The organism is Pseudomonas frederiksbergensis (assembly GCF_001952935.1).
GTDB lineage: Bacteria > Pseudomonadota > Gammaproteobacteria > Pseudomonadales > Pseudomonadaceae > Aquipseudomonas > Aquipseudomonas frederiksbergensis.
This window is the reverse complement of sequence record NZ_CP018319.1, coordinates 5,228,032-5,253,455: the sequence shown is the minus strand read 5'-3', so window position 1 is coordinate 5,253,455 and position 25,424 is coordinate 5,228,032. Positions and strand designations below refer to the sequence as shown.

General features: G+C 58.0%; 21 protein-coding genes and 1 pseudogene. 10 read left to right on the top strand and 12 right to left on the bottom strand.

Translation table 11 applies throughout. The annotated features are described in order from the left end of the window. Window positions 1–84: 84 nt before the first annotated feature. Complete coding sequence (gabP, locus tag PFAS1_RS24790) at window positions 85–1,491, bottom strand: GABA permease (protein WP_074880732.1); 1,407 nt, start codon at window positions 1,489–1,491, stop codon at window positions 85–87. A 282-nt stretch (window positions 1,492–1,773) separates the two neighbouring features. Continuing rightward, complete coding sequence (locus PFAS1_RS24785) at window positions 1,774–2,910, bottom strand: GGDEF domain-containing protein (protein ID WP_074877240.1); 1,137 nt, start codon at window positions 2,908–2,910, stop codon at window positions 1,774–1,776. A gap of 280 nt (window positions 2,911–3,190) precedes the next feature. On the opposite strand from PFAS1_RS24785, the pseudogene PFAS1_RS30470 reads away from it, so the two are divergent. Together PFAS1_RS30470 and PFAS1_RS24780 are read left to right on the top strand one after the other, a co-directional pair. Beyond that, window positions 3,191–3,457 (top strand): annotated as a pseudogene (locus tag PFAS1_RS30470) (PAS domain-containing protein); the annotation flags it as partial. A 234-nt stretch (window positions 3,458–3,691) separates the two neighbouring features. After that, on the top strand, window positions 3,692–4,756 hold the full coding sequence (locus PFAS1_RS24780) for a methyl-accepting chemotaxis protein (RefSeq protein ID WP_418329261.1): 1,065 nt from the start codon (window positions 3,692–3,694) through the stop codon (window positions 4,754–4,756). A gap of 95 nt (window positions 4,757–4,851) precedes the next feature. Here PFAS1_RS24780 and PFAS1_RS24775 read toward each other — a convergent pair whose 3' ends face one another. Beyond that, window positions 4,852–5,616, bottom strand: a complete 765-nt coding sequence (locus tag PFAS1_RS24775) for an SDR family NAD(P)-dependent oxidoreductase (protein ID WP_076030905.1) — start codon at window positions 5,614–5,616, stop codon at window positions 4,852–4,854. Window positions 5,617–5,907: 291 nt separating this feature from the next. On the opposite strand from PFAS1_RS24775, the gene PFAS1_RS24770 reads away from it, so the two are divergent. Next, entirely contained in the window at window positions 5,908–6,777 is an 870-nt protein-coding gene (locus PFAS1_RS24770; protein ID WP_232252289.1) for a helix-turn-helix domain-containing protein, read from the top strand. 93 nt (window positions 6,778–6,870) lie between these two features. Here the strand turns inward: PFAS1_RS24770 and PFAS1_RS24765 are convergent, their stop codons facing one another. Next, window positions 6,871–7,779, bottom strand: a complete 909-nt coding sequence (locus PFAS1_RS24765; protein WP_076030903.1) for a LysR family transcriptional regulator — start codon at window positions 7,777–7,779, stop codon at window positions 6,871–6,873. Between the two features lie 144 nt (window positions 7,780–7,923). Here PFAS1_RS24765 and PFAS1_RS24760 point away from each other — a divergent pair, with 144 nt between their 5' ends. From PFAS1_RS24760 to PFAS1_RS24745, 4 genes are all read left to right on the top strand, one after another. Then, entirely contained in the window at window positions 7,924–8,493 is a 570-nt protein-coding gene (locus PFAS1_RS24760) for an NADPH-dependent FMN reductase (RefSeq protein ID WP_076030902.1), read from the top strand. Between the two features lie 129 nt (window positions 8,494–8,622). Continuing rightward, window positions 8,623–9,360 (top strand): SDR family oxidoreductase, encoded by a 738-nt coding sequence (locus PFAS1_RS24755; RefSeq protein WP_076030901.1) that lies wholly within the window; start codon window positions 8,623–8,625, stop codon window positions 9,358–9,360. A gap of 122 nt (window positions 9,361–9,482) precedes the next feature. After that, on the top strand, window positions 9,483–9,746 hold the full coding sequence (locus PFAS1_RS24750; protein WP_076030900.1) for an Atu4866 domain-containing protein: 264 nt from the start codon (window positions 9,483–9,485) through the stop codon (window positions 9,744–9,746). Window positions 9,747–9,919: 173 nt separating this feature from the next. Further along, window positions 9,920–10,648 (top strand): class I SAM-dependent methyltransferase, encoded by a 729-nt coding sequence (locus PFAS1_RS24745; protein WP_076030899.1) that lies wholly within the window; start codon window positions 9,920–9,922, stop codon window positions 10,646–10,648. A 171-nt stretch (window positions 10,649–10,819) separates the two neighbouring features. Here the strand turns inward: PFAS1_RS24745 and PFAS1_RS24740 are convergent, their stop codons facing one another. The 6 genes from PFAS1_RS24740 to PFAS1_RS24715 all read right to left on the bottom strand — a co-directional run bounded on the left by PFAS1_RS24740 (window position 10,820) and on the right by PFAS1_RS24715 (window position 18,038). Then, entirely contained in the window at window positions 10,820–11,416 is a 597-nt protein-coding gene (locus PFAS1_RS24740) for a DJ-1/PfpI family protein (protein WP_076030898.1), read from the bottom strand. 320 nt (window positions 11,417–11,736) lie between these two features. After that, a complete protein-coding gene (locus PFAS1_RS24735; protein ID WP_076030897.1) occupies window positions 11,737–13,056 on the bottom strand; it encodes an outer membrane protein transport protein in 1,320 nt (439 codons plus the stop codon). A gap of 157 nt (window positions 13,057–13,213) precedes the next feature. Further along, window positions 13,214–15,115: an acyl-CoA synthetase gene (locus PFAS1_RS24730; RefSeq protein WP_076030896.1), complete on the bottom strand. Its 1,902-nt coding sequence runs from the start codon at window positions 15,113–15,115 to the stop codon at window positions 13,214–13,216. Next, window positions 15,115–16,071, bottom strand: coding sequence for a fumarylacetoacetate hydrolase family protein (locus tag PFAS1_RS24725; RefSeq protein WP_076030895.1), 957 nt, complete (start codon window positions 16,069–16,071; stop codon window positions 15,115–15,117). Before PFAS1_RS24725 ends, PFAS1_RS24730 begins: the two co-directional genes overlap by 1 nt. 175 nt (window positions 16,072–16,246) lie before the next feature. Then, entirely contained in the window at window positions 16,247–17,338 is a 1,092-nt protein-coding gene (locus tag PFAS1_RS24720) for a VOC family protein (RefSeq protein WP_076030894.1), read from the bottom strand. Window positions 17,339–17,423: 85 nt separating this feature from the next. After that, window positions 17,424–18,038 carry a TetR/AcrR family transcriptional regulator gene (locus tag PFAS1_RS24715; RefSeq protein ID WP_076030893.1) on the bottom strand — a complete coding sequence of 205 codons (615 nt, stop codon included), beginning with the start codon at window positions 18,036–18,038 and terminating at the stop codon, window positions 17,424–17,426. Between the two features lie 228 nt (window positions 18,039–18,266). Between PFAS1_RS24715 and PFAS1_RS24710 the strand changes: the two genes are divergently transcribed. After that, on the top strand, window positions 18,267–19,535 hold the full coding sequence (locus tag PFAS1_RS24710) for an NADH:flavin oxidoreductase/NADH oxidase family protein (protein WP_076030892.1): 1,269 nt from the start codon (window positions 18,267–18,269) through the stop codon (window positions 19,533–19,535). Here PFAS1_RS24710 and PFAS1_RS24705 read toward each other — a convergent pair. Then, entirely contained in the window at window positions 19,524–20,168 is a 645-nt protein-coding gene (locus tag PFAS1_RS24705; protein ID WP_076030891.1) for a TetR/AcrR family transcriptional regulator, read from the bottom strand. The genes PFAS1_RS24710 and PFAS1_RS24705 overlap by 12 nt on opposite strands. A gap of 2 nt (window positions 20,169–20,170) precedes the next feature. Further along, a complete protein-coding gene (gene mhpA / locus PFAS1_RS24700; protein ID WP_076030890.1) occupies window positions 20,171–21,829 on the bottom strand; it encodes a bifunctional 3-(3-hydroxy-phenyl)propionate/3-hydroxycinnamic acid hydroxylase MhpA in 1,659 nt (552 codons plus the stop codon). Between the two features lie 308 nt (window positions 21,830–22,137). Between mhpA and PFAS1_RS24695 the strand changes: the two genes are divergently transcribed. After that, window positions 22,138–25,035, top strand: a complete 2,898-nt coding sequence (locus PFAS1_RS24695) for an AAA family ATPase (protein ID WP_076030889.1) — start codon at window positions 22,138–22,140, stop codon at window positions 25,033–25,035. 120 nt (window positions 25,036–25,155) lie between these two features. Beyond that, window positions 25,156–25,371 carry a hypothetical protein gene (locus tag PFAS1_RS24690; RefSeq protein ID WP_076030888.1) on the top strand — a complete coding sequence of 72 codons (216 nt, stop codon included), beginning with the start codon at window positions 25,156–25,158 and terminating at the stop codon, window positions 25,369–25,371. Window positions 25,372–25,424: the final 53 nt, after the last annotated feature.

The window sequence follows — 25,424 nt, the reverse complement described above, 5'->3', positions numbered from 1 at the left end:
CCGCAGTGACGGTAATGGCCCATGGCGCAGGCGGCTTTGGCCGCCTCGCCACTGCTCGAGCACTGATTACGCTGGAGAACGCTGCTATGCACTTTCCGCCGACACCGCCCTCTGCGGCTGCCCATGGTGACGCGTGGTCACGAGGCCGATAAAGGAAATGGCCAACGCAAGACCGATGGTCGAAGAAACCTCCATACGGTGCTCAGGCGTCACCATCATCACCGCCAACGCGGCGCAGATGAACACGATGACCAACCAGGTGAGCCAGGGAAACAGCCACATCTTGAAGGTCAGCGTGACGTTCTGCCGACGCAGAATCTTGCGCATGCGCAATTGCGACACGGCGATAACCAGGTACACCAGCAAGGCGATGGCGCCGGAGCTGGCGAGCAGGAACTGGAACAGTCCGGCAGGCATGAAATAGCTGAACAAGGTCACGCCGGCACCCAGTATGGTGCTGGCGATCACCGCAGCTCTCGGCACGCCCGCCGATGACGTCACCTTCAGCGGCTTCGGTGCATCACCGCGTTTGCCCAGCGAGAACAGCATGCGCGAGGAAATATAGATCGAGGAGTTCATGCAGCTGGCCACGGCAATCAAGACCACCACATCCACCAGTAACTTGGCGTGGGGAATGTTCATCAGTTCCAGCGCTCGCTGGTACGAGCCCACCGACGCCAGCAACGGATCGTTCCAGGGCACCACGGAAATGACCACGAAAATGGACAGCAGGTAGAACACCCCAATGCGCCAGATCACCGAACGTGTGGCTTTGGCGATGTTCTGCGCAGGATTGCTGGATTCGGCGGCGGCGATGGTCACCGCTTCTGTACCGATGAAGCTGAACATGATGGTGATGAACGCGCCTACGACCGCTGACAAGCCATTGGGCGCAAATCCACCATGCTCCTCCATGATTCGGCTCAACCCGCTGGCTTCGCGCTCGGGAATCCAACCCATCAACACCGCAAAACCAAGGCCGATAAAGCCGATGATCGCCACGACCTTGGCCATCGCAAACCAGAATTCGAACTCGCCGTATTTGGACACGCTGAACAGATTCGTCACGACCAACAGGATGATCGACAGCAAGGCAAACAACCAGGTATCGATCTGCGGGAACCATTGGTTCAATACATGCCCGGCCGCGAGCGCCTCGATGGGTATCACCAGCACCCAGAACCACCAATAGAGCCAGCCGATGGTGAAGCCTGCCCAACGCCCGATAGCCTGGTCGGCGTAGGTGGAAAACGACCCGGTGTCCGGGTTGGCAACCGCCATTTCGCCCAGCATGCGCATGACCAGAACGACCAAAAGGCCGGAAAACAGATAAGCCAGCAATACCGCCGGACCAGAGGCCGCAATGGCATGTCCGGAACCAACAAACAAACCTGCGCCGATAATCCCCGCGATAGAAAGCATTGTGACGTGACGCGGTTTGAAACCCTGCGCCAACTGACCGTTCGAAACTGTGGAGTTCGGGTTATTCATCGTTATTTTTTGTTCTCTGGTGATCGACGTTAGGGCGTACTGACTGAGGGTCAGGCGATCATCATTGCTTCCTGTTGCCGCTTCACGAACGCGGCGCACCTCAAACGCTCCTGAGTTTCTAGATCAGGCATCACGGCTGCACACGGCCATGAAGTGACGCGCCACCTTACGCGTCTTGCCTCCAGCGAAAATAGCCTGAGTGCGCCACTTGCGAGTCTGATTTCGACATGCCCAAGCGCGCATCCGCGGTGATGCAAGCGGGCAGATCATCCTGCGCGAAGGTCATCGCGATGGTTGGGCAACAGCGACCTGATTACGTCCCAGAGCCTTGGCTCGATACAGTGCTTTATCGGCATTGTTCATCAAGCTGTGCAGATCGTGAATACCGGCATCCGTCGACGCTACGCCGAGGCTGGCCGTTATGCAGTGAACAGGCTCGATCATCAATCCAGCAACAGTCTGGATGAGCTCTTCTGCAATCTTGACGGCGACCTCAATGGAGGTGTCCGGGAGCAGAATGGCGAATTCTTCCCCACCTAGCCGGCCGTGGATATCCGTGGCACGAAAGGATGAACTGATGACCACACCCATTTGGCGCAAAACCTGATCCCCGACCTGATGGCCGTAGGTGTCGTTGATATGTTTGAAGTGATCCATGTCCAACATCACGGCGCACAACCCTGACCGGTTGGTTTCACATTCGTTGTACAGCTGCTGGGCATGCTCGAAAAAAGCTCGTCGACTCTTCAGGCCAGTCAACTCATCGGTTTGTGCTGCTCGGGTGGAAATGCTGTTCGCCTGTTCCATTTCTCGGGTTAGTCGAAAGGCGGTTTCCAGTGCTTCGGACATTTTTCGTGTCGCACGGGCAACAAATGACGCGAACACCAGCACCGAAAGTGCCATGCCGACTTGAATCGTGGACGATTGAAACAGCAGCCAGGCGGTGCACGGCAACAGAACCAGTCCCATGGACACTAGTGTCATAGAAAGGTAGGCCGAGTAGCAGGAGACCGCGCTGACAGACATCCCGACAGTAAAGAGCATGACCAGCGCCTGCGACAAAAGATCGTCTGCTGGCATGACAACGAATGCGCCGCCTCCCCAGATACTGGCGGACAGCACGAGCGTGCTCCAGTATTTGCCTTCCCAGCGTTGAGGCGTACGTTCACTTTCGTCGCTGCGAAAATAGGCAACAAACATCGAGATGCGTAATAGCGTCGACCCGCTCAGTAAGGCCAGCCACCAAAAAATAACGCTGTGTTCAAAACGGTCCCAACACAGCCAGCACAACATGATGGCAGCGAGGTAACTACCAAAAACCGCAGAAAATGATTGGCGAAACAGTTGATGCAATCGGTCAGTTCGCACCTGCTCGGCGATGAAAAACTCTTGGTCAATCCCAGAGCCTGGGCCATCCATGTGATCCACCTGATCATGACTCAGCCAAAAGAAACTATTGTGGCACCCTGCCACCAACGCGAACAACCCAATTACGCTCGTGGTCGCGAGCACGGCAGCGCACTCGCGATGAACGTAGCCTGATAGCAGCGGGGAACTTGTCTTCCGGCATTCCAGACTTAACCGCCAAATTGACTCAACACCTTCTTTTCCGACGCCTGACCTGTCCTTGTGGAATTACTTCTTAATCTTTCACTCCTTGCTGCCGATGCCTCTAGCATAGGGCATAGGAGCAATACAAATGAGAAACAACCAACCGGTTACGCAGCGCGAGGTTGCCCTTGGACCTCAACAAAAACTCATCTCGACAACGGATGCACGGGGCGTCATCACATACTGCAACGACGCCTTCGTTGATATCAGTGGTTTCAACAAGTCCGACCTGATCGGCGCGCCTCAAAACATCGTTCGTCACCCCGATGTACCCTCCGCCATCTTTGCCCATATGTGGGGCGCGCTGAAGCAAGGCAAGCCGTGGATGGGCATCGTCAAGAATCGCTCCAGGAACGGCGACCACTACTGGGTCAACGCCTACGTCACGCCGATTTTCGAAGGTCGTGAGGTCGTTGGCTATGAATCGGTCAGGGTCAAGCCGACGGCCGAGCAGATCCGTCGCGCCGAAGCCCTCTATAAACGCATCAGCCTTGGAAAATCAGCCATCCCTGCTAGCGATCAATGGCAACCCGCCCTGCTCGCCTGGTTGCCTGTTGTCACGATCGGGTTGGTGGGGACGCTGGGTGGCATGTTCCTCGGCGCACCTGAGGCTTTCATTTTGGCCGTCGGGGTATCGATTCCGATCGGGTTGCTTGTGTCCCGCAGGCAAAACCGAGGGGCGCTGCATCTGCTGGAAATGGCTGAGGCCTCTACCTCCGACTCATTACTGGCCAAAATGTACAGCGATGAACGCGGTGCTCAGGCACGCCTTGAAACGGCATTTGTCAGTCAGGCGTCTCGGCTCAAGACCTGCCTCACGCGGCTACAAGACACGGCAGAACAACTGACCAGTCTGGCGGGGAGATCCGATGGCCTCGCCGCCGATAGCTCTCGTGGACTGGACCGTCAACGGGTCGAGACCGAGCAGGTGTCGGCCGCAGTCAATCAAATGGCGGCCACCACGCAGGAGGTCGCCAGCCACGTCCAGCGTACTGCTGACGCCACTCAAGAAGCCAATGTGCTGACCGGACGTGGACGCGAAGTGGCCCGAGACACTCGAGAAGCCATTCAGCGCCTCTCCGTCGTGGTGGGCGAGACAGGGCTGACGGTGGCGCAGTTAGCCAAGGACAGCCATGAAATCGGGGCGGTGGTGGATGTCATCAAAGGCATTGCCGATCAGACTAACCTGCTCGCGCTCAACGCAGCCATCGAAGCTGCCCGCGCGGGCGACATGGGTCGAGGCTTCGCGGTAGTCGCGGATGAAGTGCGTCAGCTGGCCCAGCGCACGACTCAGTCCACGATCCAAATCCATAACCTGATTTCCAAGTTGCAGGTCTCATCCAGCAACGCGGTTAAAACCATGGAAAGCGGACATCGACAGGCCGAAGAAGGCGTGACGTGGGTGCTCGAGGCAGACAAGGCATTAGTCGGCATCAGTGAGGCCGTCGCGAACATCACGGACATGACTACTCAGATTGCCGCTGCGACTGAAGAGCAGACCGCCGTCGCCGAGGAAATCAGCCGCAATATCACGACCATTGCCAATCTGGCGGACCAAACATCTGAACAAGCCAGGCATTCGGCAGAGCTGAGCAAGGAGTTAACCCAGACCGCTAAAACCCAGTATTCCTTGGTCGAGCGGTTTAACCGATAACCCATCAACTTTCGTAAAAAAAAGCCCGCTCCTGCGGGCTTTACATTCCAGGCGCCTGGGATGGCGCTCAAAAGGCTAAATGCCGGGTCAGTTGATCAACCGGCGGTGACGGTCATGCCGCCGTCGGCCATGACCACGGAGCCGACGATGAAGCTTGCGCGGTCCGAGGCGAGAAATGCCACAACTTCGGCGATTTCCTCTGGCTGTGCAGCACGACCGATGGGGGCGGCTTCACCGTGCCGGGCCAAGAAGCCAGGGCCGTCGTCAACCACGTCGTTGAGGATATTGGTCACAACGTCGCCGACACCGATGGCATTGACTCGAATGCCATGCTCAATCACCTCGAGCGCCAGCGTTCGGGTCAACTGGGCCAATGCGCCTTTGGAAGCGGTGTAAGCGGCAATGGTTGGGAATGCGAAATAGGATGCGTAAGAGGCGATGTTGACGATAGCTCCCGATTTGTTGGGCATCATCGCCTTGACCGCTTCGCGGCAATGCAGGAAGGCCGCGGTTGCGTTGACCGCCTGGATGCGCTCCCAGTCTGCGCGGGTCATGTCGATGACTAACTTATTGATGATGATCCCGGCGTTGTTGACCAGAATGTCCAGCCGGCCGAACTTCTCGACGGCCATACCGACTGCGCGCTCGGCGACGCCGTCTTCGGTGATGTCGGCTACCAGCGGCACTAACCCGGGGCGGGCGAGTTCTTCGACGCAGGGATTGCGGTCTTCAGCAATGACCTTGGCGCCACGCGCGTGCAGCAACAGTGCGATAGCCTTGCCGATGCCACTGGCGGCGCCGGTGACCAGCGCAACCTTGCCTTCGACTTCGTTGGGAATGCTGTGATTGATCTCAGTCATGGTGCTCTCCTGCCTTGCAAGCCGACGAGATATTCGGCGGCTCAGCGCCCGTGAGGCGCTGTCGTTATCGACGGCTTCACTGTCTCGCAATGGGCAGGGTTGGGCTTTCGCAGGCTTGCCGAAGCTGTCGGAGTTTTGCGCCAACGTTAAAGCCTCTGATGGAAGCGGAGGCTACGGTATTCTATCGACGCCAGCCCCCCATCTGAGGGTGTTTCGATGGAGCCTCCTGTGCACCAGCCCGAAAATGAAGTCCTGAAACCGAAGGATGCTCAGCGCATCACGGCCGAATCGATGCCGCATCATCTGCCGGGAACACCGCAGGTATATCCGCGGCTCCCGCAGATGCAGGATGTGATGGTGCAGTTGTTCAGCCATCACAGCACCGTCGAGCCGATACTGGTGCCCGCGGTGGTCGAGCCGCTGCTGGTATTGGTCCTGGCAGGAACGGCCCTGATCGAGGAACGCTCCCTCGGTGGGGAATGGAAAGCGGTCAATGTGCAGGCTGGCGACTTCTTTCTCACCAACACAAGCGAGCCTTACGAGATGCGTTGGCAGACTATGGGGTGCGACACCTTCGAAGTGATGCATCTGTATCTCGGCCTTCCACTGATCGATCGGGCTGTCCGTGATCTTCTGGGCGAGCACACCAATCCGGTGACCTTCCTCGAGATCTCCGGTGCCCAGGATGAGCGGGTAAATTTCATGCTTGATCAGTTGCGCTTCGAGTTGATCGAGGAGCGTAAGCCCAGCCTGTTGTTCGTACACAGCCTGGCTCAGGCGCTGACCGTTCATCTGTTACGCCGTTATCTCGATCCGCACAGCACTACCCGACGCAGCAACGCACTACAAGCCTACAAACTGCGCCGCGTCATCGATGCCATGAACGAGCGCCTGGCCGATGACTTCCGCCTTGCCCATTTGGCTCATATCGCCGATTTGAGCGAGTATCACTTCAGCAGGATGTTTAAACGTGCCACGGGGCTGTCACCATCGCAGTACTTCATCCGCCTGCGCATGAGTCGCGCCCGGCATCTACTGCTTGAGACCAATCGCAGCATTATTGATGTCGGATTGGAAGTCGGTTATTCCAGCCCCGGCCATTTCTCCCAGGTTTTTCGTCGCGAGGTGGGGGTCACGCCCAGCGCCTACCGTCAAGCGTGACATGCCCTACAATTTCTGCGCCTTGAGGCGCTCGCTCGAATCGAGTATCCCGCCTGCGCACGTAAGCCGCCCCGACTGCTCAGCCCTGTGCGATTAGTGGATCTTGAGGTTTGCCGCCAGAAAGTCCATGAAGGCTCTGACACGTGTGGGCAACTTTCCTCCCTGCCCTACGTAAACCGCATGCACTTCAGTCTTCGCGATGGGCATGAAGTCCTCTAAAACCGGGACAAGGCGCCCGTCCGCCAGATCGTGCTCGACCTGGCAAAACCCTACACGCGCGAGGCCGAGCCCGAGGATTGCAAGTTCTCGTACTCCATTGCCGTCACTGGTCCGTGCATTGCCGGTAACGGACACCGGTGTTAACTGGCCGTCTGCGCTTGCGAAGCTCCACTCCATCATCGGTGGGCTGAAGGTGAACCCAAGACAGTTGTGGTCTACAAGCTCGGCTGGAGTTTTGGGTATGCCGCGTGCTGCAAGGTAGGCCGGCGATGCCACGATAAGACCTCTCGTCTCGCCCAAACGCCTGGCCACGAGATTGGAGCTTTTGAGCGGTCCGCTGCGGATGGCCACGTCAGCCCGTGTGCTGATCAGGTCGACGACTTCGTCGCTGAGGAAAACCTCCACCGATACTCCAGGGTGGTGCTGCAAGAACGTCTTCAATAGAGGCAGCAGAAACAGACGCCCGATATCGACATTGCAATTGACCCGCACTGTTCCCTGAGGTGCGGAGCTGGCTGCTGCCTCCTGCTCAGCCTCATCGACCGCCGCCAGGATAGTCAGGCTGCGCTCATAGAACGCGGCCCCTTCGGGCGTTAGCAACTGCCGCCTTGTTGAGCGATTGAGCAAACGCGTTCCCAAGCGGTTTTCCAGCCTTGAGACGAGCTTGCTGACCGCTGATGGAGTCATCGCACAGTTCTTGGCGGCAGCCGTGTAGCCGCCATCTTCAACGACCCTGACGAACACGTTCATTTCGGCGAAGCAGTTTATGTCCAACCGTCTCATATGAATTCAAGTCACAAGTTGTATGCCCCAGGACCGGCTATATCTGCCGCGTTGCCACTCATACTCTAATCCAGAGCCTGAAAGGCGGACGTGAAATTCAGCAAATGACATGCCACCACTTGGATACCAAGTTTGGAGGGTGAGATGAATAGCGAGATAAAACTGGTCCTGATTCACGGTGCTCAGGATGAAGAAGGACTGAACACTGCACTGCTGAAATGGGTTTCTGATGTTTTAGCGCAACGTGCTGAGTTCGCGCCTTGGTATATGGAACCTGCCAACCTCATAGTCCAGTCAGGCAATAAGGCATTGATGCAGCGACAGGAAAGTCTTCGCCATTTGGCCGAGGCTGAGGCATTCCTGATCATTACATCGGAACTGACCAATGTTTATCACTCCGAGCTGAAGGCATTCATTGACCAGGTTTCGATTCGCTGGCACGCAAAACCGGTGGCATTCGTCGGCTACGGCGGGGCGTCGGGTGGACGTTACGCGATTGATCAGCTTCGCCAGGCACTGGCCGAGCAACACGCGGTACCCATCTGCAATTTCGTGTCCTTCCCTAATCCTTGGGCGCTAATCGATGAGGCCGGGGTTATACGTCAGCCTGATCAAGCCAGGCTTCCAATGGCTCGAATGCTGGTACAGCTGAACTGGTGGGCGAGAGCCCTGAAAGCTGCGCGACAACAGATGCCCTATGAACGGGTGAGCTAAGGCTCAGTGCAAAGGCGTGCCGCAGAAATAGGCAAAGGTTACGGAGTATTCGACTAACGGAAAGTTGTTGCCCGTCCTTAACCTTGTTTCCAGACCCGCTTCCTGGGCAAACAGAAGAGGAAACCAATCATGTTGAACATCAAAGACAAAGTCATCGCAATCACCGGCGCAAGCAGCGGTATCGGTGAGGCTACCGCGCGACTGCTGGCTAGCCAAGGCGCGAAAGTAGTGCTCGGCGCCCGTCGTACTGACCGACTTGAAAGGATTGCTGGCGATATCAACGCCTCCTCCGGCAGCGCTGAATTCCGTGCTCTGGACGTCACGGACCGAAAGGATGTCCAAGACTTTATCGACTTCGCCGTTACCCGGTTCGGTCGTGTTGATGTGCTGGTGAATAACGCTGGCGTGATGCCTCTTTCCAAACTTGAGGCACTCAAGGTGGATGAGTGGGACCGTATGATTGACGTGAACATTCGCGGAGTTCTGCACGGTATCGCTGCCACGTTGCCGCTGATGCAGCGCCAACGGGCTGGACAGATCATCAATATTGCCTCTATTGGTGCCTATGCAGTGAGTCCGACTGCGGCCGTTTACTGCGCCACCAAGTACGCTGTCCGGGCCATTTCCGAAGGCCTTCGTCAAGAGGTTGGAGGCGATATTCGGGTTACCGTCATCGCTCCTGGTGTTACTGAGTCCGAGCTGGCCGAGAGCATCTCTGATGAGGGCGGTCGCGCCGAGATGAAAGAGTTTCGCAAGATCGCGATTTCGGCCGACGCCATAGCAAGAGCAATTACCTATGCCATTGCACAACCTGCAGATGTGGATGTAAGCGAGCTGATCGTTCGGCCCACGGCGAGCCCATTCTGACGGAGTGCGCAATTGCGACGCTGGCCGTCCTGCCTGGCGCCCCGGCTTTCCAATTCGACTAGATGCCATACCGAACGCCATGCGAGGCGATCAGCGTATTAAGCCAATCAAGGAGCCGCGATATGACTAATTCCTCAAGCGATCAAAACAAGTATGTCGGTATGTGGGTTACTGTGGATGGCCGCATACGTCATGAACTGCTTGCCGGTGGCCGCTATGACGAGGCCCGTGGCGATAACAAAAGTGCCTACCAAGGTCGTTACTGGCTCGAAGGCAACCACATCGAGTATGTAGACGACACAGGGTTCACCGCCGACGGTGAGTTCCGTGATGGGGTTCTCTATCACGCCGGTATGGTTCTCTATGTGGAAGAGGAAAAAACCTGATATTTAGAGCTGGCAACCAGCACTGGAATGGCGGCAACCGTAATCCGGACCGGGCTGGTTTTGGCCGATTTATACTTGTCGCCCCTGTCAGCTATGGGTCGTCCTGCCAATCCGAAGCGGAACATCAACGCCTCAGTAGCATGCCGAAGTGCACATACCCAGCGAGACCATCAGTGACCCAGAATATCTACGACAACCCCGAGTTCTTCGACGGCTACAGCCAACTGCCCCGCTCGCGCCAAGGGCTGGCCGGTGCCCCCGAGTGGCCGGCGTTGAGAGCGTTACTGCCGCCAATGTCCGGCCAGAAGGTCGTGGACCTGGGTTGCGGTTATGGCTGGTTTTGTCGATGGGCCACTGAACAGGGTGCCGAGCGCGTGCTGGGGCTGGATGTCTCGGAGAAGATGCTGGAGCGCGCTGTCGCCAGCACACACGACTCACGGGTAAGTTATCAGCGGGCCGACCTGGAGCGGCTTGAATTTGCCAGATCCGGTTTCACCCTGGCCTACAGCTCACTCGCGTTTCATTACATCAGTGACTTGGCAGGGCTATTGCGCACCGTACATGACGCATTGATACCCGGTGGAAGGCTGGTGTTTTCCATCGAGCATCCCATCTATATGGCGTCACGCCGACCGGACTGGATCATCGATGCACAAGGACGCAAGTCATGGCCGGTAGACAGTTATCAGGTGGAAGGTCCCCGGTTGACGAATTGGCTCAGCGATGGCGTCGTCAAACAGCATCGAACACTGGGCACGTTACTGAACCTGCTGATCCACACCGGATTCACCCTCGATCACGTAAACGAATGGGGTCCGACCGAAGCCGATCTTGCGGATCGCCCTGCACTTTCCGATGAAGTCGAGCGACCCATGATGCTGATCGTGTCGGCCAGCCGTTGAGTTTCTAACTGCAGACTTTCGGTAGGCCGAAGCCCCTCTGTTCAAGGCTGAACGTAAATGTCACGCACAAAAAACGCCACTCATTGAGTGGCGGTTTTTGTGAATCCTGGAGCGGGAAACGAGACTCGATCCTAGCGCCCGACAATCGGCCAATAGCGGTCATAGTGAACCTTAAAGAAACGGCGAAATGTTCGCCATTGCGCGCGTCACATAGGCCTCCTTCTCTCCCACCGGTGCCACATAATCAATCGCACTGCGTGCAGCTTCGACGCCTTCCAGGCGGGCGATGAACCAGGCGGCCAGATACTGCGATGACAGGCACCCGCCGGCCGTCGCGACATTGCCCTTGGCCACGAACGGCTGATTGAGCACTGCCACGCCGGCCTCCTCGACCCACGGCTTGGTGGTCAAGTCCGTGCAGGCCGGAACGTCGTTCAGCAGACCCAGCTTGGCAAGGATCAGCGTGCCCGAGCACTGAGCACCCAGCAGCTGACGCGTCGGGTCGAGTTTCAGGCGAGACATCAGCGTGGCGTCAGCGACGACGTCCCGGGTCTTTCTCCCACTCCCCACCAGAACAGCGTCCGCGCTGCAGGCGTCCTCAAGCGATGTCTGCGCCTTAATCTGCAGGCCGTTCATCGACAGCACGTTGTCCGAGGGGCTGGCGATAGATACCCGCCAGCCGGGCCGCTGGACCCGGTTGAGGATGCCGAGCGCAATCAGCGAGTCGAGTTCGTTGAAACCGTCGAAAGTCAGGATGGCGATGTGCATCAGAAGCCTCGTACTCTTGGAGACATTGTTGGCATCATCGTAAATTCGATAATCAATTCGCTCAAATAATTGTCATGGATACATGACGACCTGCCACAGCCCCACGAGAATCTGATTCAGAAGGTTCACGCGGCAAACACGATGGATTAGAGGTAGTAAAATGAAAACCCACCCACTACCGCGAAAGTATTCGCGGCAGTGGGTGCTGATTGACAGGCAGAACTGCATCACTCCCCGTTGGGATAGTTGATGAACGATTAAAGATAAACTTTCAGGAAGGCTTGCAAAAATTGACTTTATTAAAAATGGAGTCGCGTTGATTAGTACCGATAGGTTGCCTGCACTGAAACTCCATTCGCACTGTTGTCGTAATTAGCGCTGTATTGCGGTTGCACACCGGAATTGTTCGATTGCTTTACGGAGACGTTGGAATCCCAGAGATAACCATAAGCAAAGTCTATCGTCAGATCGGAATTCGGCGAGTAAGCACCGCCCAAGGTCACGGCTTGGCGATTGCCAACAGGAATACGCACGCTACGATCAGCATTTCTGATAGGCGAAGGATCATAAGCGTAGCCAGCGCGCAGCAGCCATTGTTGGTTCAATTGATAGGAGGCGCCAACGGCGGTGCTCCAAGTGTCGCGCCAGTTCATTTCTTCTATCACATGTCCCAAGCCAGCCGCCTGGCCCATGGGCGAAAGACCGCTGTTGACGGCCTCGACCTTCTGGATTCGGCTCCAACGTTTCCAGGTGGTCCCCAAGTAGCCCGTCCAGCGACTATTGAAATGATGGGTGATAGACGTGTCCACGGACTCAGGCATCGTGAGGTCTATCTTGTTGTCATACGTTCCGTCCAGCGGGATAACGCTCGGGGAGCCAGAAACCTCAGTATGCCCTTCGAGCTCATAGTCCACCTTCGAGTGATAGTTAATCCCCCAACGGGTTGCCTCGGTAAAGTCGACCAGGATGCCTACGTTGTAGCCAAGTGCAGTGTCATCGCCTTTGATGGTGACCAGCGTGTCCTCTCCATTGTTCAGGGCACCGGTGGCCAGGTAATTCTTAAGCTTTGCATTGAAACGGTTTATGGTCGGTCCACCACCAATGGACACGTAATCATTGATCCGAAAGGCAATGGTGGGCTGCAGGGTTATTTCCTTGGTCGTGCTATAGGAACCATGAAAACGGCCCTGAAAACTGCTCTCGTAATCATTGATCAAACCACTCGGAGCATAGAGGCCCAGACCAATCGAAAAGCGATCATCAAGCGGCGTCGACATATAGGCGAAAGGGACGACGCCCAAAGGCACCGAGTCCCCCTCATTTGTTCCTGGGGCACTGCTCTGCGCATCACTAATGTCGTCGCTCACCGAGACGACCGCGGCTCCGCCGGAAATCTCACTACGCTTCAATTTGGTTAAGCCCGCAGGGTTGCCAAAGATGGTGCTGGCGTCCAGCGCGGATGACGACCTTCCCGCATAAGCAGTTCCCGCACTGCTTGCACTTTGTTCGTTCAGGGCAATGCCATTGGCGCCCGCAGTTGTTGAAGCGCTGAGTATGGCTACGGCGCCGGTTAACTTGATCCAGGAAGCAAATGCTTGCTGAACAGAGAAACACGGGATCGCACGGTTATTCACTTTCATTGTTCACCTCTTATTCTTTTTGTTGGTTGCACGCAGGCAAGGCTTGGCCTTCCCGTGCACATGTCAGTGCCGGTTGGAGTTGATCGAAGTTGTGAAAAAGGTCCTGACAGATGAGTACCAGGACATGTTTGTTTAACTTACGAAGGCGAACTCACACTCATTCAAGCCACTCCACTTGAAAGCTATAGCGCCCTAGAAGAAGGGCCAGGGACTCCTGATTGCTTCCCGCCCGGATGCATGCGACTAGCCCGCGTCGTCCATCCTGTACCACCTCTACCTCAACTTCCTGCAGACACATGCGCTCCACTTCCTGCCGGACTACTCTGGCAATTTCCCGCTGCTGCAAGGCAGGCTTGAATATCTTGCCCACGGCAGTCAGTGGCAACGCTTCGAGGATTTCAATGCGCTTGGGAACGGCCGCCCGCTCGCTGATGTTGAGATGAGCGAATGCCTCAAGTTCTTCGGCGTTGCAGGCTTGCCCGGGGCGCAGTTGAACGTAGGCGACCGGTACCTCGCCCGAGTAAGCATCGGGGCTGCCGATTGCAGCGGCCAAGGCGACAGCAGGATGCGCCTGAAGCGCCTCCTCGATTTGCTTGGGATCGATGTTGTGACCGCCACGGATGATCAACTCCTTCTTGCGTCCGGTCAGCCAGAAATACCCCTGCGCATCCTGGCGCCCCAAGTCACCTGTATTCAGCCAGTGCTGACCATCGATATCGATCCAGAGGCCCTGGTTATGACGCTCATCCAGATAGCCCTCGAAAAGGTTCGGTCCACTGATCGTGATGAGGCCGATCTCATCCACGTTGGCGTCGCGCAGGTACTCTCCCGAATCGTTGAGCAAGACCGCGCGCATATTCTGGTAGGCGATCCGTATCCCGATGGAGCCGATGTGGCGCTCGCCATGGGGCGGATTGATTGATGAGACGCAGGCCCCCTCAGTGAGGCCGTAACCTTCAAGGATTTTCACCCCGGTCCGGCGCTCGAACTCTCGGAAAAGTTCAGCCGGCATGGGAGCGGCGCCACACATGGCAAAGCGAAGACTGGATAGATCGCGGCCCTGCCATTCATTTTGCAGAAGTGCAGCATAAACAGTAGGCACGCCGGAAAAGAGGTTGATACCGAAGTGCTCGACCATCTCCCAGAATCGTGGGATCACCCCCTCGCCACGATACCCTTGAGGCGTCCCGAGGATCACATGGTCGCCTTGAGTCCAAGGCATCAGTCCAGTCACCAGCTGGCCATTGACATGAAACAGCGGCAGGCCACAAAAGATAACCTCGCCACCACTGCGTGGCTGTAAGTGAGCAGCCACGGCCCATGCGTTGAAGACTTCCGAGCCATGAGTACGCACCGCGATCTTGGGCAGCCCGGTGGTGCCGCCCGTACAGATGTAGGAGGAGCACTCCTCCTGGCGGATTTGCCGACCGCTCTTCAGGTGTGTGTGCGGCTGAGTGTTCATCAGCGATTGCAGATCATGAATCGCGATACCGCTGTGTAAGTCTCGCTCCTTCAGTGCCGAGACTTTCAGAGCCTCACGCACAGGTTCGGCGACATAGGGTTCCATGCTGACCCAAACGACAGACCTGACCGTGGGTAACTGATCCAGCTGCGAAACCAGTTTGGGCCACAGATCGCTGCCTGGTGTCGGCGCGAGTGTCACCACTACCGATGCCTTCGCGGCATTCAGCAAGCCAGCCATTTGCTTGGCCTCGAGCAGAGGATTGATCGCCATGACGATCCCCGCCGCCTCCCCGCCCCATATCGTGAAATGGGTTTCCGGCAGATTGGGCAAGATGAAGGCCAGCACCTCACCCGGTTTTATACCCAGGTCATGGAAAGCATTGGCCGCGCGGGTGATATCCGCGAAGAGCTGGGAGTAGTTCCACTCGCAGGTATGTTTGAAATTGGCGGCATCGGCGAAGAAGCTCAGCGCCGGTGCCTGGGGGGTGCGCTCCGCCGCCTGACGTAGCGCTTCATAAGTGCTGCAAGCCAGGCCACGCTCCGCCAAGGGGACTCGTTCGAGACTTTCGATATCGTTCAGGTTCTGCACCACCATCAGGCTTCCTCCACGACTCGGTTGCGTTGCACACCGAGGTCGATCACGCCATCGGCGCTGCGAATGCGCGCCTCGACCACGTCACCTGCCTTGAGATACTGCGTCCGGCCTTCCTGTGCCTTGAGGAAAAGCTTCCACTTGGTGGCTTCCGGCATCAGGGCCGCAATGCGCTGTTTCGCAGGTGAAGGAATCGTTAGCGCACAGCCCGCAGGAGTACCGGTGGCGATCAGGTCTCCAACGGCGAGATCTTGCAAGGCGGAGAGTTCGGTCAGGGTTTCAGCGGGGCCGTAAACCAGGTTGGCCGTGCTGTCGTTCTGTCGCACCTGGTCGTTGACCGTCAGGCGCAACTGCAGGTCTTTCAGGTAACGAATGCTCGAGGCATCCAGAAGGCAGAGGTACGGGCCGACCGGACCGAAAGTGCGGTAACTCTTGCCTTTGTAAAACTGCATCTGGGGAATCTGAATGTCACGCGCCGAGTAGTCATTGACGATGACGACGCCTGCAATGAACTCATGCATATTGGCGTCGGTAACAGAAACGGAACCAGTGATCGCGCGTTTCATCACCAGCCCCAGTTCAATTTCGTAGTCAAGGAAGCGCACGTGGCGCGGCTTGATCAGGTCACTGTCAGCCCCTACCAGGCAACTCGTCGCCTTGGTGAAGATCATGTTGAATTTTTTCGCATCCGGGTCCATGCCCGACTCGATCATGTGCTGACGGTAATTGGCGCCCTGGCAGACGAATTGCTGGTTACGGGTCACCGGCGACAGCAGTTTTACTTCGCCCTCCTCCAGCTCCGGGCCTTTCAGTTGAGCGAGGTCATCGATACTGTTGTGGCCAATGAAGTCACCGGTGGTTTCAAAAGCGCCAGGGACAATCGTGATTCGGCCCTGGCGAAGCACGCCCCAGTGGATACCGTTCTGATATTCAAAGCGGACTACGTGTACAGCAGACATTGAAGGTACTCCTGGAGCGGCGTTTGTCTCGCGTTCGGTGGCGCGAGAACTGTGGTGTCGTTCTGAAGGCGGGCTGACAACGGTGTAGACCCACGCACCGCCGGCAATCAAAGCGCCGGCTTTAAGCACATCCCGCCGGCCAAACCGGGTTGAGTTGTCAAACATGGCGGCAGCTCTACCCAAACATCCGCATGAGTGTTATCAGCTTGCGAATGGTCAGGTCCGGGCTGCGTCGCAGGTTGCGGATCAGCAGCAGCACATTGGCCAGGGTCAACTTGGGTTTGGTGAAACTCTTGGGCATGCGTTGCCCCCACTGCGCCATTGCCTCGGGACTCACCGGATGAATGCCCGTAGGCCGAGTGGCCGTGAAAATATCCCCGTCGCAGTAATGCTCGTGCTTATCGCCCCAAGGGTCTTGCCAGTAATCGAAGATCTGACTGCCCAGAATGTGCCGGCCGATCCCCCATGAGTGCGCCCAACCGCGCTCGCGCAGGACGCGCTGCCCCATACCCACGGCGTCTGCATCGACGACTTCATAGGCGCTATGGCTGTAGGTGGCCATGAACCCTTGCGCAATCGCGAGCGTATGGTGATCCGCAGGAATGTCACCGAGATCGAGGCGCATGAAAGTGACGATAGGCGTGCCGTCGGGGAGTACCTGCACATCGCTGGGAATAAACCCGAAATGCTGCGTATACCAGGCACAGGTCGCTTGGTAGTCGGCCACTTCAAGGACGATGTGACCCAGTTTGAGTACTTCGGGGGGAGCAATCGGCGGGCGTTGCGTAGCGTTGATCCGCGGTTGCTCGTGCACCAGGTTCCAGTGCAGAGGAGCTCTATGTGCCAGCGTCTTGCCTGGCGTCTGGTCGCAAACGGCTTCCACAATGAAGCCGGACGGATCCGTCAGCCTGACGTAATACCCTTTACCCGGATGTTCCGATTTCTCGACCGATGACGCACCCGGGATTCGAGTGAGCTTTTTCAGATCTTCCAGGGACTGCACTGCAAGTCCGAACCCGATAAAACGTGCATGTTCGGCACGTTGGACACGGTAACAATAGGCAGTGGCTTTGGTGGCCCGCAGATAGAGCGTATCGGCCTCCTGCCGACTTACCGTCAGGCCGAAGTCAGTCAGGAAACGCGCAGCCTCATTCAAGTCCGGTCGCTGGAAGATCAGGTGAGTCAGATCCTGGGCCTTTACCGTCGGCTGCGGATGCCGCGCAGGGTGTGATGTCGCCAACCGGTGCAATTCGTTTTTGTTGTTCATTGTTCTTGTTTTCCGGGTTTTTAGAGCAAAGCTGTCCCGAACCCCTGAAAACTCAGGGGTTTATTCAGTCAGATCAATTACGAGCTCAGTCGAGAGATGGAAGTGCCGGCAACTCTTGGGTCGCCAACGCACGCGCCTCTTCTGGCGGCACGCCCAATGCGCGCAATACCAGCTCGGCGGTATCAGAGCCCGACTCTCGCCACGTTTTGTGACCTTCCAGCACCAGGAAAATCGCGCCAAGCACACAGCTCGATATCAGCGTCAGTATCGAGAGCAATTGTTCCTGCTGAAACCTGTAGCGCCCGGTGGCAAGCCCGCTCAGAAGATCCTTGGTCGCCTGGCTGCTGAACATTTCGCGCAACGCCGAATTGCTCATGGCGAATTTATGGATGAACGCCCCCCACTGGGAGTCTTCGTGTGCTCGGCGAATGAAGAATCGAATGCCATTGGCAAGGCGATGAGCTGGATCCGAGAGGGAATTGAAGCTCTTGTTGACGCGCTCATGCATCTCCCTCGCGAGATGGCTGGCGACCGCCTCAAACAGGTTTTCCATGCTGTCGATGTTGCTATAAACCGTTCCGCGCGCCACGCCTGCCTCTTGCGCGAGGTCAAGGATGTTCACTTGCGAGGTGCCTCTCTCGGCGAACAGGCGAAAGGCAGCTTGATGGATACGGCGCTGTGTTGGATTCAGGGATTCCACGGTTCTCTCTCCAGGATTACCTCATGGATCAATTGAACACTCGTGTTCATTTTACGTCAACCCTATTTTTAAGAATGTAGGTTTTTTCGTCCGAAAAAAGACCTAAAACCTAATAATCTAGACGCTATGATCGATGTCGTCTGGCCAATAAAAGTCCTTCGCATTGACATATTTGAACACGCATGTTCATTTGTATTGGCCGAATTTTTATTAGCTGAAGGACAGAACATGACCGGCTCAAAGCTCTTCAAACCGCTTCGATTGCCTAACGGCACGGTGATTCCAAACCGAATTGCCAAGGCTGCCATGGAGGAGAACCTTGCCAATGATGATCACGCTCCTGGGGAAGCGCTGGTCAAGCTCTATCAGCGTTGGGCGGAAGGTGGGGCCGGTCTGATCATCACTGGCAACGTCATGGTTGATCGCCACGCCTTGACCGGACCGGCTGGCGTCGTGCTTGAGGACGATCGGAACCTGGTGAATTTCCGGCTATGGGCAGATGCCTGCCGCAGTCGTGGGGCCCAGGCCTGGATGCAAATCAATCATCCCGGACGACAGCTATTGGCTTCCATGGGGCAACCGGCAAGGGGTCCCTCCGCAGTTGCGGTCGATATCCCCGGACTGTCAAAAGCTTTTGTGCCGCCCAGGGCCTTGAATGAGCAGGAGATCGAAGAGCTGATTGAGCGCTATACCCAAGCGGCGGTGCTGGCAGAACGCGCCGGATTTACTGGCGTGGAAATTCATGCAGCGCATGGCTATCTGTTTAGCCAATTCCTGTCTCCCTTGACCAACCAGCGTAATGACCGCTGGGGCGGTAGCCTGGAAAATCGTGCGCAAATTCTGCTGCAAACCATCGACGCGATACGTCAGCGAGTAGCACCGATCTTTTGCGTCGCGGTGAAGCTCAATTCCGCGGATTTTCAGCGAGGCGGTTTCAATGCCGAGGATGCGGCTCGCGTGGTGGAAATGCTCAACGCCAAGGCGGTCGACTTGGTCGAGTTATCGGGTGGTAGCTACGAAAGCCCGGCGATGCAGGGGCAGACCCGCGATGGCAGCCGCTTGGCTCGAGAAGCCTACTTTCTCGAGTTCGCGGAGAGAATAGGAGAAATAGCGCGCATGCCGCTGATGGTCACTGGCGGCGTGCGTAGAAAGGAGGTCGCGGAGCGAGTGGTGAGCGGCTCAGTGTCGATGGTCGGACTTGCCACTGCGCTGGCAATCGAGCCAGCCCTGCCGAGACAGTGGATGGCAGGTCGGGACATCAAAGTGGAGCCCATCGTCGTTCACTGGAAGAACAAGGCGCTGGCATCGCTCGCAGTGGCGTCGGTGATCAAGAAGCAGCTTGGCTTGCTGAGCCAAGGCAAACGGACACAACCTGGGACATCGCCCCTCATGGCATTGATCGGCAATCAGCTGAAGTCTCGTCGCCAGGCAAAGAGCTATCGGCGATGGATTGATCAAGCCTGGCCGATCAATGCTGACATCAGATCAGGCAGGTAGCGGCTTGCCGGCAATTCTCTTGGCTCTGGCAGGTGTTACGCCCAGAGCCCGGAGAATCATTTCGGCGACCCGCCGATCGTGCTCTGCCACTGCACGCCCCTCGACAACCGAGCGCATTGCTCCGGTTGTGCACGATACAACCATGTCCAGGGCAATGCCTTCGTCCTCGTAAGCGAAAGTGCCCTCGCGCAGACCTTCACGCAGGTCACCAAGTACATGGGCAGCCAAACGCGAGCGCATGGCCTGATCGAAATGGATGATGCGCAGCAGTGCATTGGCCCATTCGTGATCGTCGGCGGCCCGGCATACAAACATGCGCACGCCAATCGAAAGTCGCTGTGCGCCGCAGTGCACGTCCGTGCTCAGGGCGGAAATGGCATCGGAGAACTCGGTGGCCATGGCGATGCCCACCGCCTCCAGTACTTCGTCGCGAGTTCGAAAATAGTTGTAGATGGTACCGTTGGATACCTCTGCTTCCGCGGCGACCTCGAACAGCGCGATCTCCCCCACCTCCTTACGTGCGACAAGACGCAATGCCGCGTCCACCAGGCCGCGACGGGTGCGCTCACGCTTCTTGTGGCCTCTCGTGAGAGGTTCTGGCGCAGCTTCTAAAGGAAGAATGGGGGAATGCATTATCAAGCTCGTAATCTAGTGGGCTCGTTGATGGTAACGGAAACGCTATCAGGAGTGGCGTGTTTGCCAACCAGCAGGCTCCGGCAGTCACGAAGGAGACTGTCTGCCTCTGCACCAGGGGCGTGGTGCATGATGATACGGTCAGGACGAACCGCGACCAGCACTCCTTTAGGGGCCAACGGCAGGATGTCATGGTTCATGTCTTCGATGAAGTCACAGCTGCCGCCGGAGCGTTGGCCGCGCGTTCTGACCTCTAAGAAATGGCCTCCCATTTTTTCCCAGGAAACGATCTGCTCAGTGGTTAGCAGTGACAACGGGTCAACACCCAACCCAACCAGGGTCAGGTTGTCTCCAAGAGCATCGTCGCTCAGTTTGATCTGCTTTTGCATAGTGCGCACCCAGGCTTGGGGGAACAGGCTGCCACGTACCAGCTTGTCGCCCCGACGATGCTGCACGAACAGGCCGTGCTTGAAGGTGTTCTTAGGCTTGATGTCCAACTGTTCGAAGTACCTCCTGGTAGCGGGAGTCAACGCCAGCGTGCGCATCAAGCCGTGGATAAAGAAAGCTGCAATCTTGTTTTTGGGCATCACCAGGCGGCCCATGAGTTTCGCTAGATTGATCATCGCCTGGGCATGGGGGCGGCGCTCTACGTCATAGGTATCGAGTATTGCAGGCGCGGCATGGCCGCGAAGGACCCAAACCAGTTTCCAGGCAAGGTTGGCGCCATCTCGAAGTCCCGCTACGAGGCCCTGCCCGACAAAAGGGGGGGTGATGTGCGCCGCGTCGCCGGCGAGAAAGACGCGTCCCTTACTGAATCTGTTGCAGCACCGCGCGTGGAATCGATACACCGCCTTGCGCTCGATTTCCAGCTCCTGCGGGTTGATCCAAGGCGCGATCAGCCGGGCTATGCTTTCCGGGCTTTCCAGCTCTTCCCGGGACTCGCCGGGTTGCAGCATGAACTCCCAACGCTCCCTGCCGCCGGGTGCCGGCATGTGCGGCGTCGGACGGCGCGGATTACAGAGAAACTCGATGTGATCAATCGCTGACTTATGCCGGTTCTTGACATCGACAATCAGCCAATCCTCCGCATAGCTCCGCCCTTCGAACTCCTGGCCAATCAGCGCTCTGACCCTGGAGCTAGCACCATCCGCTCCGATCAGATACTGGGCGCGAACGGAATGCGACTGCCCATTCTCATCCCGTACGGAGGCGACGACGCCATCCGACTCTTCGACCAGGCTTTCAAGCTCGAAGCCACCTAGACTGGTCACTGACTTCAGGCGGGAGACCTGGCTGCGCACCGCGTATTCAAGGTCGGGTTGATAGAACGTCACGAGTTTCGGATGGCCGTCGACGCACCCCTCGGTATTGGCTCGACCGAACTGCCCGAGTACCGGGGAGTGCATCCTCACTTCAGGGATAACGATCTTCTCGAAAGCATCTTCCGACAAACCGGCTTGTTGCAGGATGCGGAGCGCCTCGTTGTCCAGGGCAATGGCACGCGGCATCAGTACGACGTCATGGACCTTGTCCAGCACCAGGGTCGTGACCCCATAGCGGCCCAGCAGCGCCGCGATCGTCGCACCTACCGGACCATAACCGATCACCAGCACGTCGACGGCGGCAGGAGGCAATTCGCAAACTTTCTTGTTGTTGTTCATCTCGAGCCCTTGTTGTGATTGAAGTCGTGAGACGCGAGGTCTCATCGTCAGGCAAGGTGAAGGTATTCAATATTGAGAGATATTTCAATATTGATGTTTTTGCCATTATTTTCTGGAATCATGCTCAACCCGCGATGGAGCCAAGGGGCGAGCCGAAGTGCGCGGCGTGAACCGGGTTTGCGCGTGTGCCAGTTTCCGACCGGCGACGCTTGGCTTCAGCGCTGATCAGCGTTGTCATTGGAGGCATAGCTGAAGACGGCCTCGTGAAGATCGCGGCGCACACTCTGTCTAGTCTTTAGGAATCAACCGTGGCACGTCCGCAGCCCCATCCCAACCCAGTCTTGCTCTGCTTCGTCGAGTTCGAGCTCGATGAGTCCAACGCCTGTTTGTCGCGCAATGGGCAAGCGGTGGCATTGGCGCCGACGCCCTTCACGTTGTTATGCGCGCTGGCACGCCAGCCAGGATCGCTGGTGACCAAGGATGCCTTGCTTGATGCCGTGTGGGGGCATCGGTTCGTCAGCGATTCGGTCCTGAAGACGGCCATTAGCGATCTGCGCAAGGTACTGGGCGACGATCCCAGGCATCCTCGTTTCATCGAGACGGTGTCACGGCGCGGCTATCGCTTCATCGCCCCGCCCTCCTCCGCACTTTCGATACCGCCTGCATCCGCGACAGTTACAGCCACCGGCACACCTTCGTCACCGTCATTCATCGGTCGCACTGACGAGGTCGCGAGGCTGCAAAGGGCCTGGGAGCGGGCGAATGGCGGCCAGCGCGCCGTGGTTTGGCTCGCCGGAGAGCCGGGGATCGGCAAGACCACGTTGATCGAACATTTCCTCACTGGCCTTGGCGACATCGCCTGCGCACGCGGCCATTGCGTGGAGCACTACGGCGTCGGCGAGCCGTATCTGCCGGTGCTAGAGGCGTTAGCCGATCTGTGCCGCACCGACCCCACCCTGCCGGCGCTGATGCGCGCCGTGGCACCGACCTGGCTGCTGCAACTCCCGTGGCTGAGTACCACGCAGGAGAAAGACGCATTGAGGCGCGAGCTTGCCGGTGTCGGCCCGGACCGCATGCTCCGGGAAATGGGTGAATTGCTGGACCGCTACACGGAGCAGCGCCCGCTGATGCTGGTGACCGAAGACCTGCACTGGAGCGATCGGGCGACGGTCCAGCTCATCAACTATGTGGCACGGCGACGTGGCCGTACGCGGCTGATGTGGCTGTCGAGCTTCCGCCTCGCCGAGGTGGTTGCGCTCGATCATCCCCTCAGCTCCTTGCGCCACGAACTGCGCCTGCAACGTCTGTGCGAGGAAGTGGTGCTCGACCCGTTCTCGGAAACCGAGGTCGCTGCCTATATTGCGTTGCGTTCGACCTCGCTGGCACGCGATGAAACCTTCGTGCGCGCCCTGCACGAGCGGACCGACGGTGTGCCGTTGTTCGTTTCGTCAATCACCAGTGAAGTGATGGACCCAAAGGACGACAAAGCCACCATCGAGGCTCGGCTTGCGGATCTGGCGGTTCCCGAAAACCTCGCAACCATCATTGATCACTACATCGCCAGGCTGGGTCCCGAGCAACGCACCCTCCTCTCCGCCGCAGCGGTGTGTGGGGTCGAATTCCGCATCGAGACGGTTTCACTGGCCCTCGAGCGAGACCTCGCGTCGGTGGTCCACGCCTGTGAAGAGCTGATACGCGAACAGGTATGGCTCATACGATCGCGGGCCACAGAAGTTGAGGAGACGCTAGAGCCACCCCACTCTTTCCGACACGCGCTCTTCCGCCAGGTGCTGTACGACCGCACGCCGCGCTCATTGCGCACCCAACTCCATCGCCAGGTCGGCGCTGCCCTCGAACGCGAGCGCACGACCGGCGTGCCGGTTGCTGCCTCGGAGCTGGCAATGCACTTCGACCGGGCTCGGCAGCCGATGATTGCGCTGCGTTACTACGCCGAGGCCGCAGAAGCCGCGCTGCTGCACTTCAGCCCGGACTTGTGCATTGGCCTCACTGAGCGCGCCTTGGTCCTGTTGATGCAGGCTCCCGAAGGGACGGAGCGCAATGTGCTCGAAATTACCCTGGCCACGCTGCAAGGGGTTTCGGCTTTCCACATGTTCGGTGTCGGCAGTGAAGCCAAAAGCGCCTTCGAACGTGCATACAGGCTGTTGGCGGATGTCCCCGAACACCCCATGCGCGGTCGTCTGCTGCACGGGTTCGGCTATCTGCTTGGTCTGCGCGGCGACTATGCGTTGGCGCTCGAGGTGGCGGAGCGTGCTGAAACCCTCTCCTGCGACGCAAATGATCAAGAGCTCCTGCTGGCGGCGTGCATCGTTCGGGGCGAGGTGCATCACCTCCAGGGACGCACAAAAACGACTCGCCGTTGGCTGGAACGCGCCCTCGCGATCGCCGAACCGCTGGACATCGGGACGAACGAGATTTTTGCGGCTGATCCTCAGGTCATGCTGCATGGCATGCTGGCTATAGAACTCGTGCGTTCTGGTCTGATCGAGCAAGCCCGAATCCACATGCAGCAAGCGCGGGCACGCGCGCAGGCGTTGCGCCAGCCCATGACCTGGCTGGTCGCCGCCTGGCAGGAGGTGTTGATCGAGGTGCGGATGGGAAACCACGTGCGTGTGGCTGCGCTGGCCGACGACATGCAGGCGCTGGTCGATGAATATTCACTCGCACTCGGGCGTACGGCTTGCCGCTGGTGGCGCGGCTGGGCCGACGCGCGCAACGGTGCACCGCGCGACGGCTACCGTCGCATCCGCGAGGCCTATGAAGAACACACCGGGCTTGGAATGCGCTCCGGTGCCAGCGAGGTGCTCGGCTACGCCACCGAGGCGCTGCTGCTCGCAGGTGATTGCAACGCAGCGCAAGTCGAGCTGCAGGAAGCATTTCGGGTGGGCGAAGAACTGGGCGAGCGCGTCTACCTGCCGCAACTATTGCTGCTGGAGGCAGCGATCTCGCGAGCGCAGGGTCAGCCCGACGCCGGCATCGCTGCGGTGCGGCGCGCAGTTGAAGAGGCTCGCGCCCAGGAAGCACCGTGGCTGGAGCTGCAAGCGCTGGTCGAACTGTGCGAGCACCCTGACGCTACGGCCGAGGACCAACAGGTATTGGCCACGCTGGTTGACCAGTCGCCGGAAACTGACGGAACCGAGCTGGCGAAACGTGCGCGCTCGCTGATTCACGCTGCCAAGCCGGCGTGAAGCGGCGCGATTTCTCTGCGGTAAGGATTACTGTCCCGACCGAAGTCTGACCTTTCGCTTACGACTCGCCCCAGGGGGACGCTTACGCTGTCGTCGAACTTTCTTGCCCCCTGGTCCGCGATGATCCTGAACCCTGAATCCAAATACCCGAGCCGCCGCTCGTACGTAGTGAAGCTGCGTAGCGACGCCGCGCCGGGGGCCCTGGTGGGCCGCCTCGAAAACCTGGTCACCGGACGACAGCGCGAATTTTCCTCCGCCGAAGAGCTGTTGGAGTCGATTGCCTCGGACCTCGCGGTGACAGCCGGCGAGCACACGGCAGATACCGGCGGCGAGTGACGCCTCCACCACGAACGAGTGCTCGATATGGCGACCGAACGGCGACCCTTCGC

What these genes read in the sequence shown, in the direction of transcription:
- PFAS1_RS24750 (WP_076030900.1), top strand. Translation starts at nt 9,483, where the DNA reads ATGACTAATTCCTCAAGCGATCAAAACAAGTATGTCGGTATGTGGGTT.
- PFAS1_RS24770 (WP_232252289.1), top strand. Translation starts at nt 5,908, where the DNA reads ATGCCGCATCATCTGCCGGGAACACCGCAGGTATATCCGCGGCTCCCG.
- PFAS1_RS24780 (WP_418329261.1), top strand. Translation starts at nt 3,692, where the DNA reads ATGTTCCTCGGCGCACCTGAGGCTTTCATTTTGGCCGTCGGGGTATCG.
- PFAS1_RS24720 (WP_076030894.1), bottom strand. Translation starts at nt 17,338, where the DNA reads ATGAACAACAAAAACGAATTGCACCGGTTGGCGACATCACACCCTGCG.
- PFAS1_RS24775 (WP_076030905.1), bottom strand. Translation starts at nt 5,616, where the DNA reads ATGACTGAGATCAATCACAGCATTCCCAACGAAGTCGAAGGCAAGGTT.
- PFAS1_RS24740 (WP_076030898.1), bottom strand. Translation starts at nt 11,416, where the DNA reads ATGCACATCGCCATCCTGACTTTCGACGGTTTCAACGAACTCGACTCG.
- mhpA (WP_076030890.1), bottom strand. Translation starts at nt 21,829, where the DNA reads ATGAACAACAACAAGAAAGTTTGCGAATTGCCTCCTGCCGCCGTCGAC.
- PFAS1_RS24710 (WP_076030892.1), top strand. Translation starts at nt 18,267, where the DNA reads ATGACCGGCTCAAAGCTCTTCAAACCGCTTCGATTGCCTAACGGCACG.
- PFAS1_RS24730 (WP_076030896.1), bottom strand. Translation starts at nt 15,115, where the DNA reads ATGGTGGTGCAGAACCTGAACGATATCGAAAGTCTCGAACGAGTCCCC.
- PFAS1_RS24735 (WP_076030897.1), bottom strand. Translation starts at nt 13,056, where the DNA reads ATGAAAGTGAATAACCGTGCGATCCCGTGTTTCTCTGTTCAGCAAGCA.
- PFAS1_RS24785 (WP_074877240.1), bottom strand. Translation starts at nt 2,910, where the DNA reads ATGGATGGCCCAGGCTCTGGGATTGACCAAGAGTTTTTCATCGCCGAG.
- PFAS1_RS24725 (WP_076030895.1), bottom strand. Translation starts at nt 16,071, where the DNA reads ATGTCTGCTGTACACGTAGTCCGCTTTGAATATCAGAACGGTATCCAC.
- PFAS1_RS24755 (WP_076030901.1), top strand. Translation starts at nt 8,623, where the DNA reads ATGTTGAACATCAAAGACAAAGTCATCGCAATCACCGGCGCAAGCAGC.
- gabP (WP_074880732.1), bottom strand. Translation starts at nt 1,491, where the DNA reads ATGAATAACCCGAACTCCACAGTTTCGAACGGTCAGTTGGCGCAGGGT.
- PFAS1_RS24705 (WP_076030891.1), bottom strand. Translation starts at nt 20,168, where the DNA reads ATGCATTCCCCCATTCTTCCTTTAGAAGCTGCGCCAGAACCTCTCACG.
- PFAS1_RS24765 (WP_076030903.1), bottom strand. Translation starts at nt 7,779, where the DNA reads ATGAGACGGTTGGACATAAACTGCTTCGCCGAAATGAACGTGTTCGTC.
- PFAS1_RS24690 (WP_076030888.1), top strand. Translation starts at nt 25,156, where the DNA reads ATGATCCTGAACCCTGAATCCAAATACCCGAGCCGCCGCTCGTACGTA.
- PFAS1_RS24760 (WP_076030902.1), top strand. Translation starts at nt 7,924, where the DNA reads ATGAATAGCGAGATAAAACTGGTCCTGATTCACGGTGCTCAGGATGAA.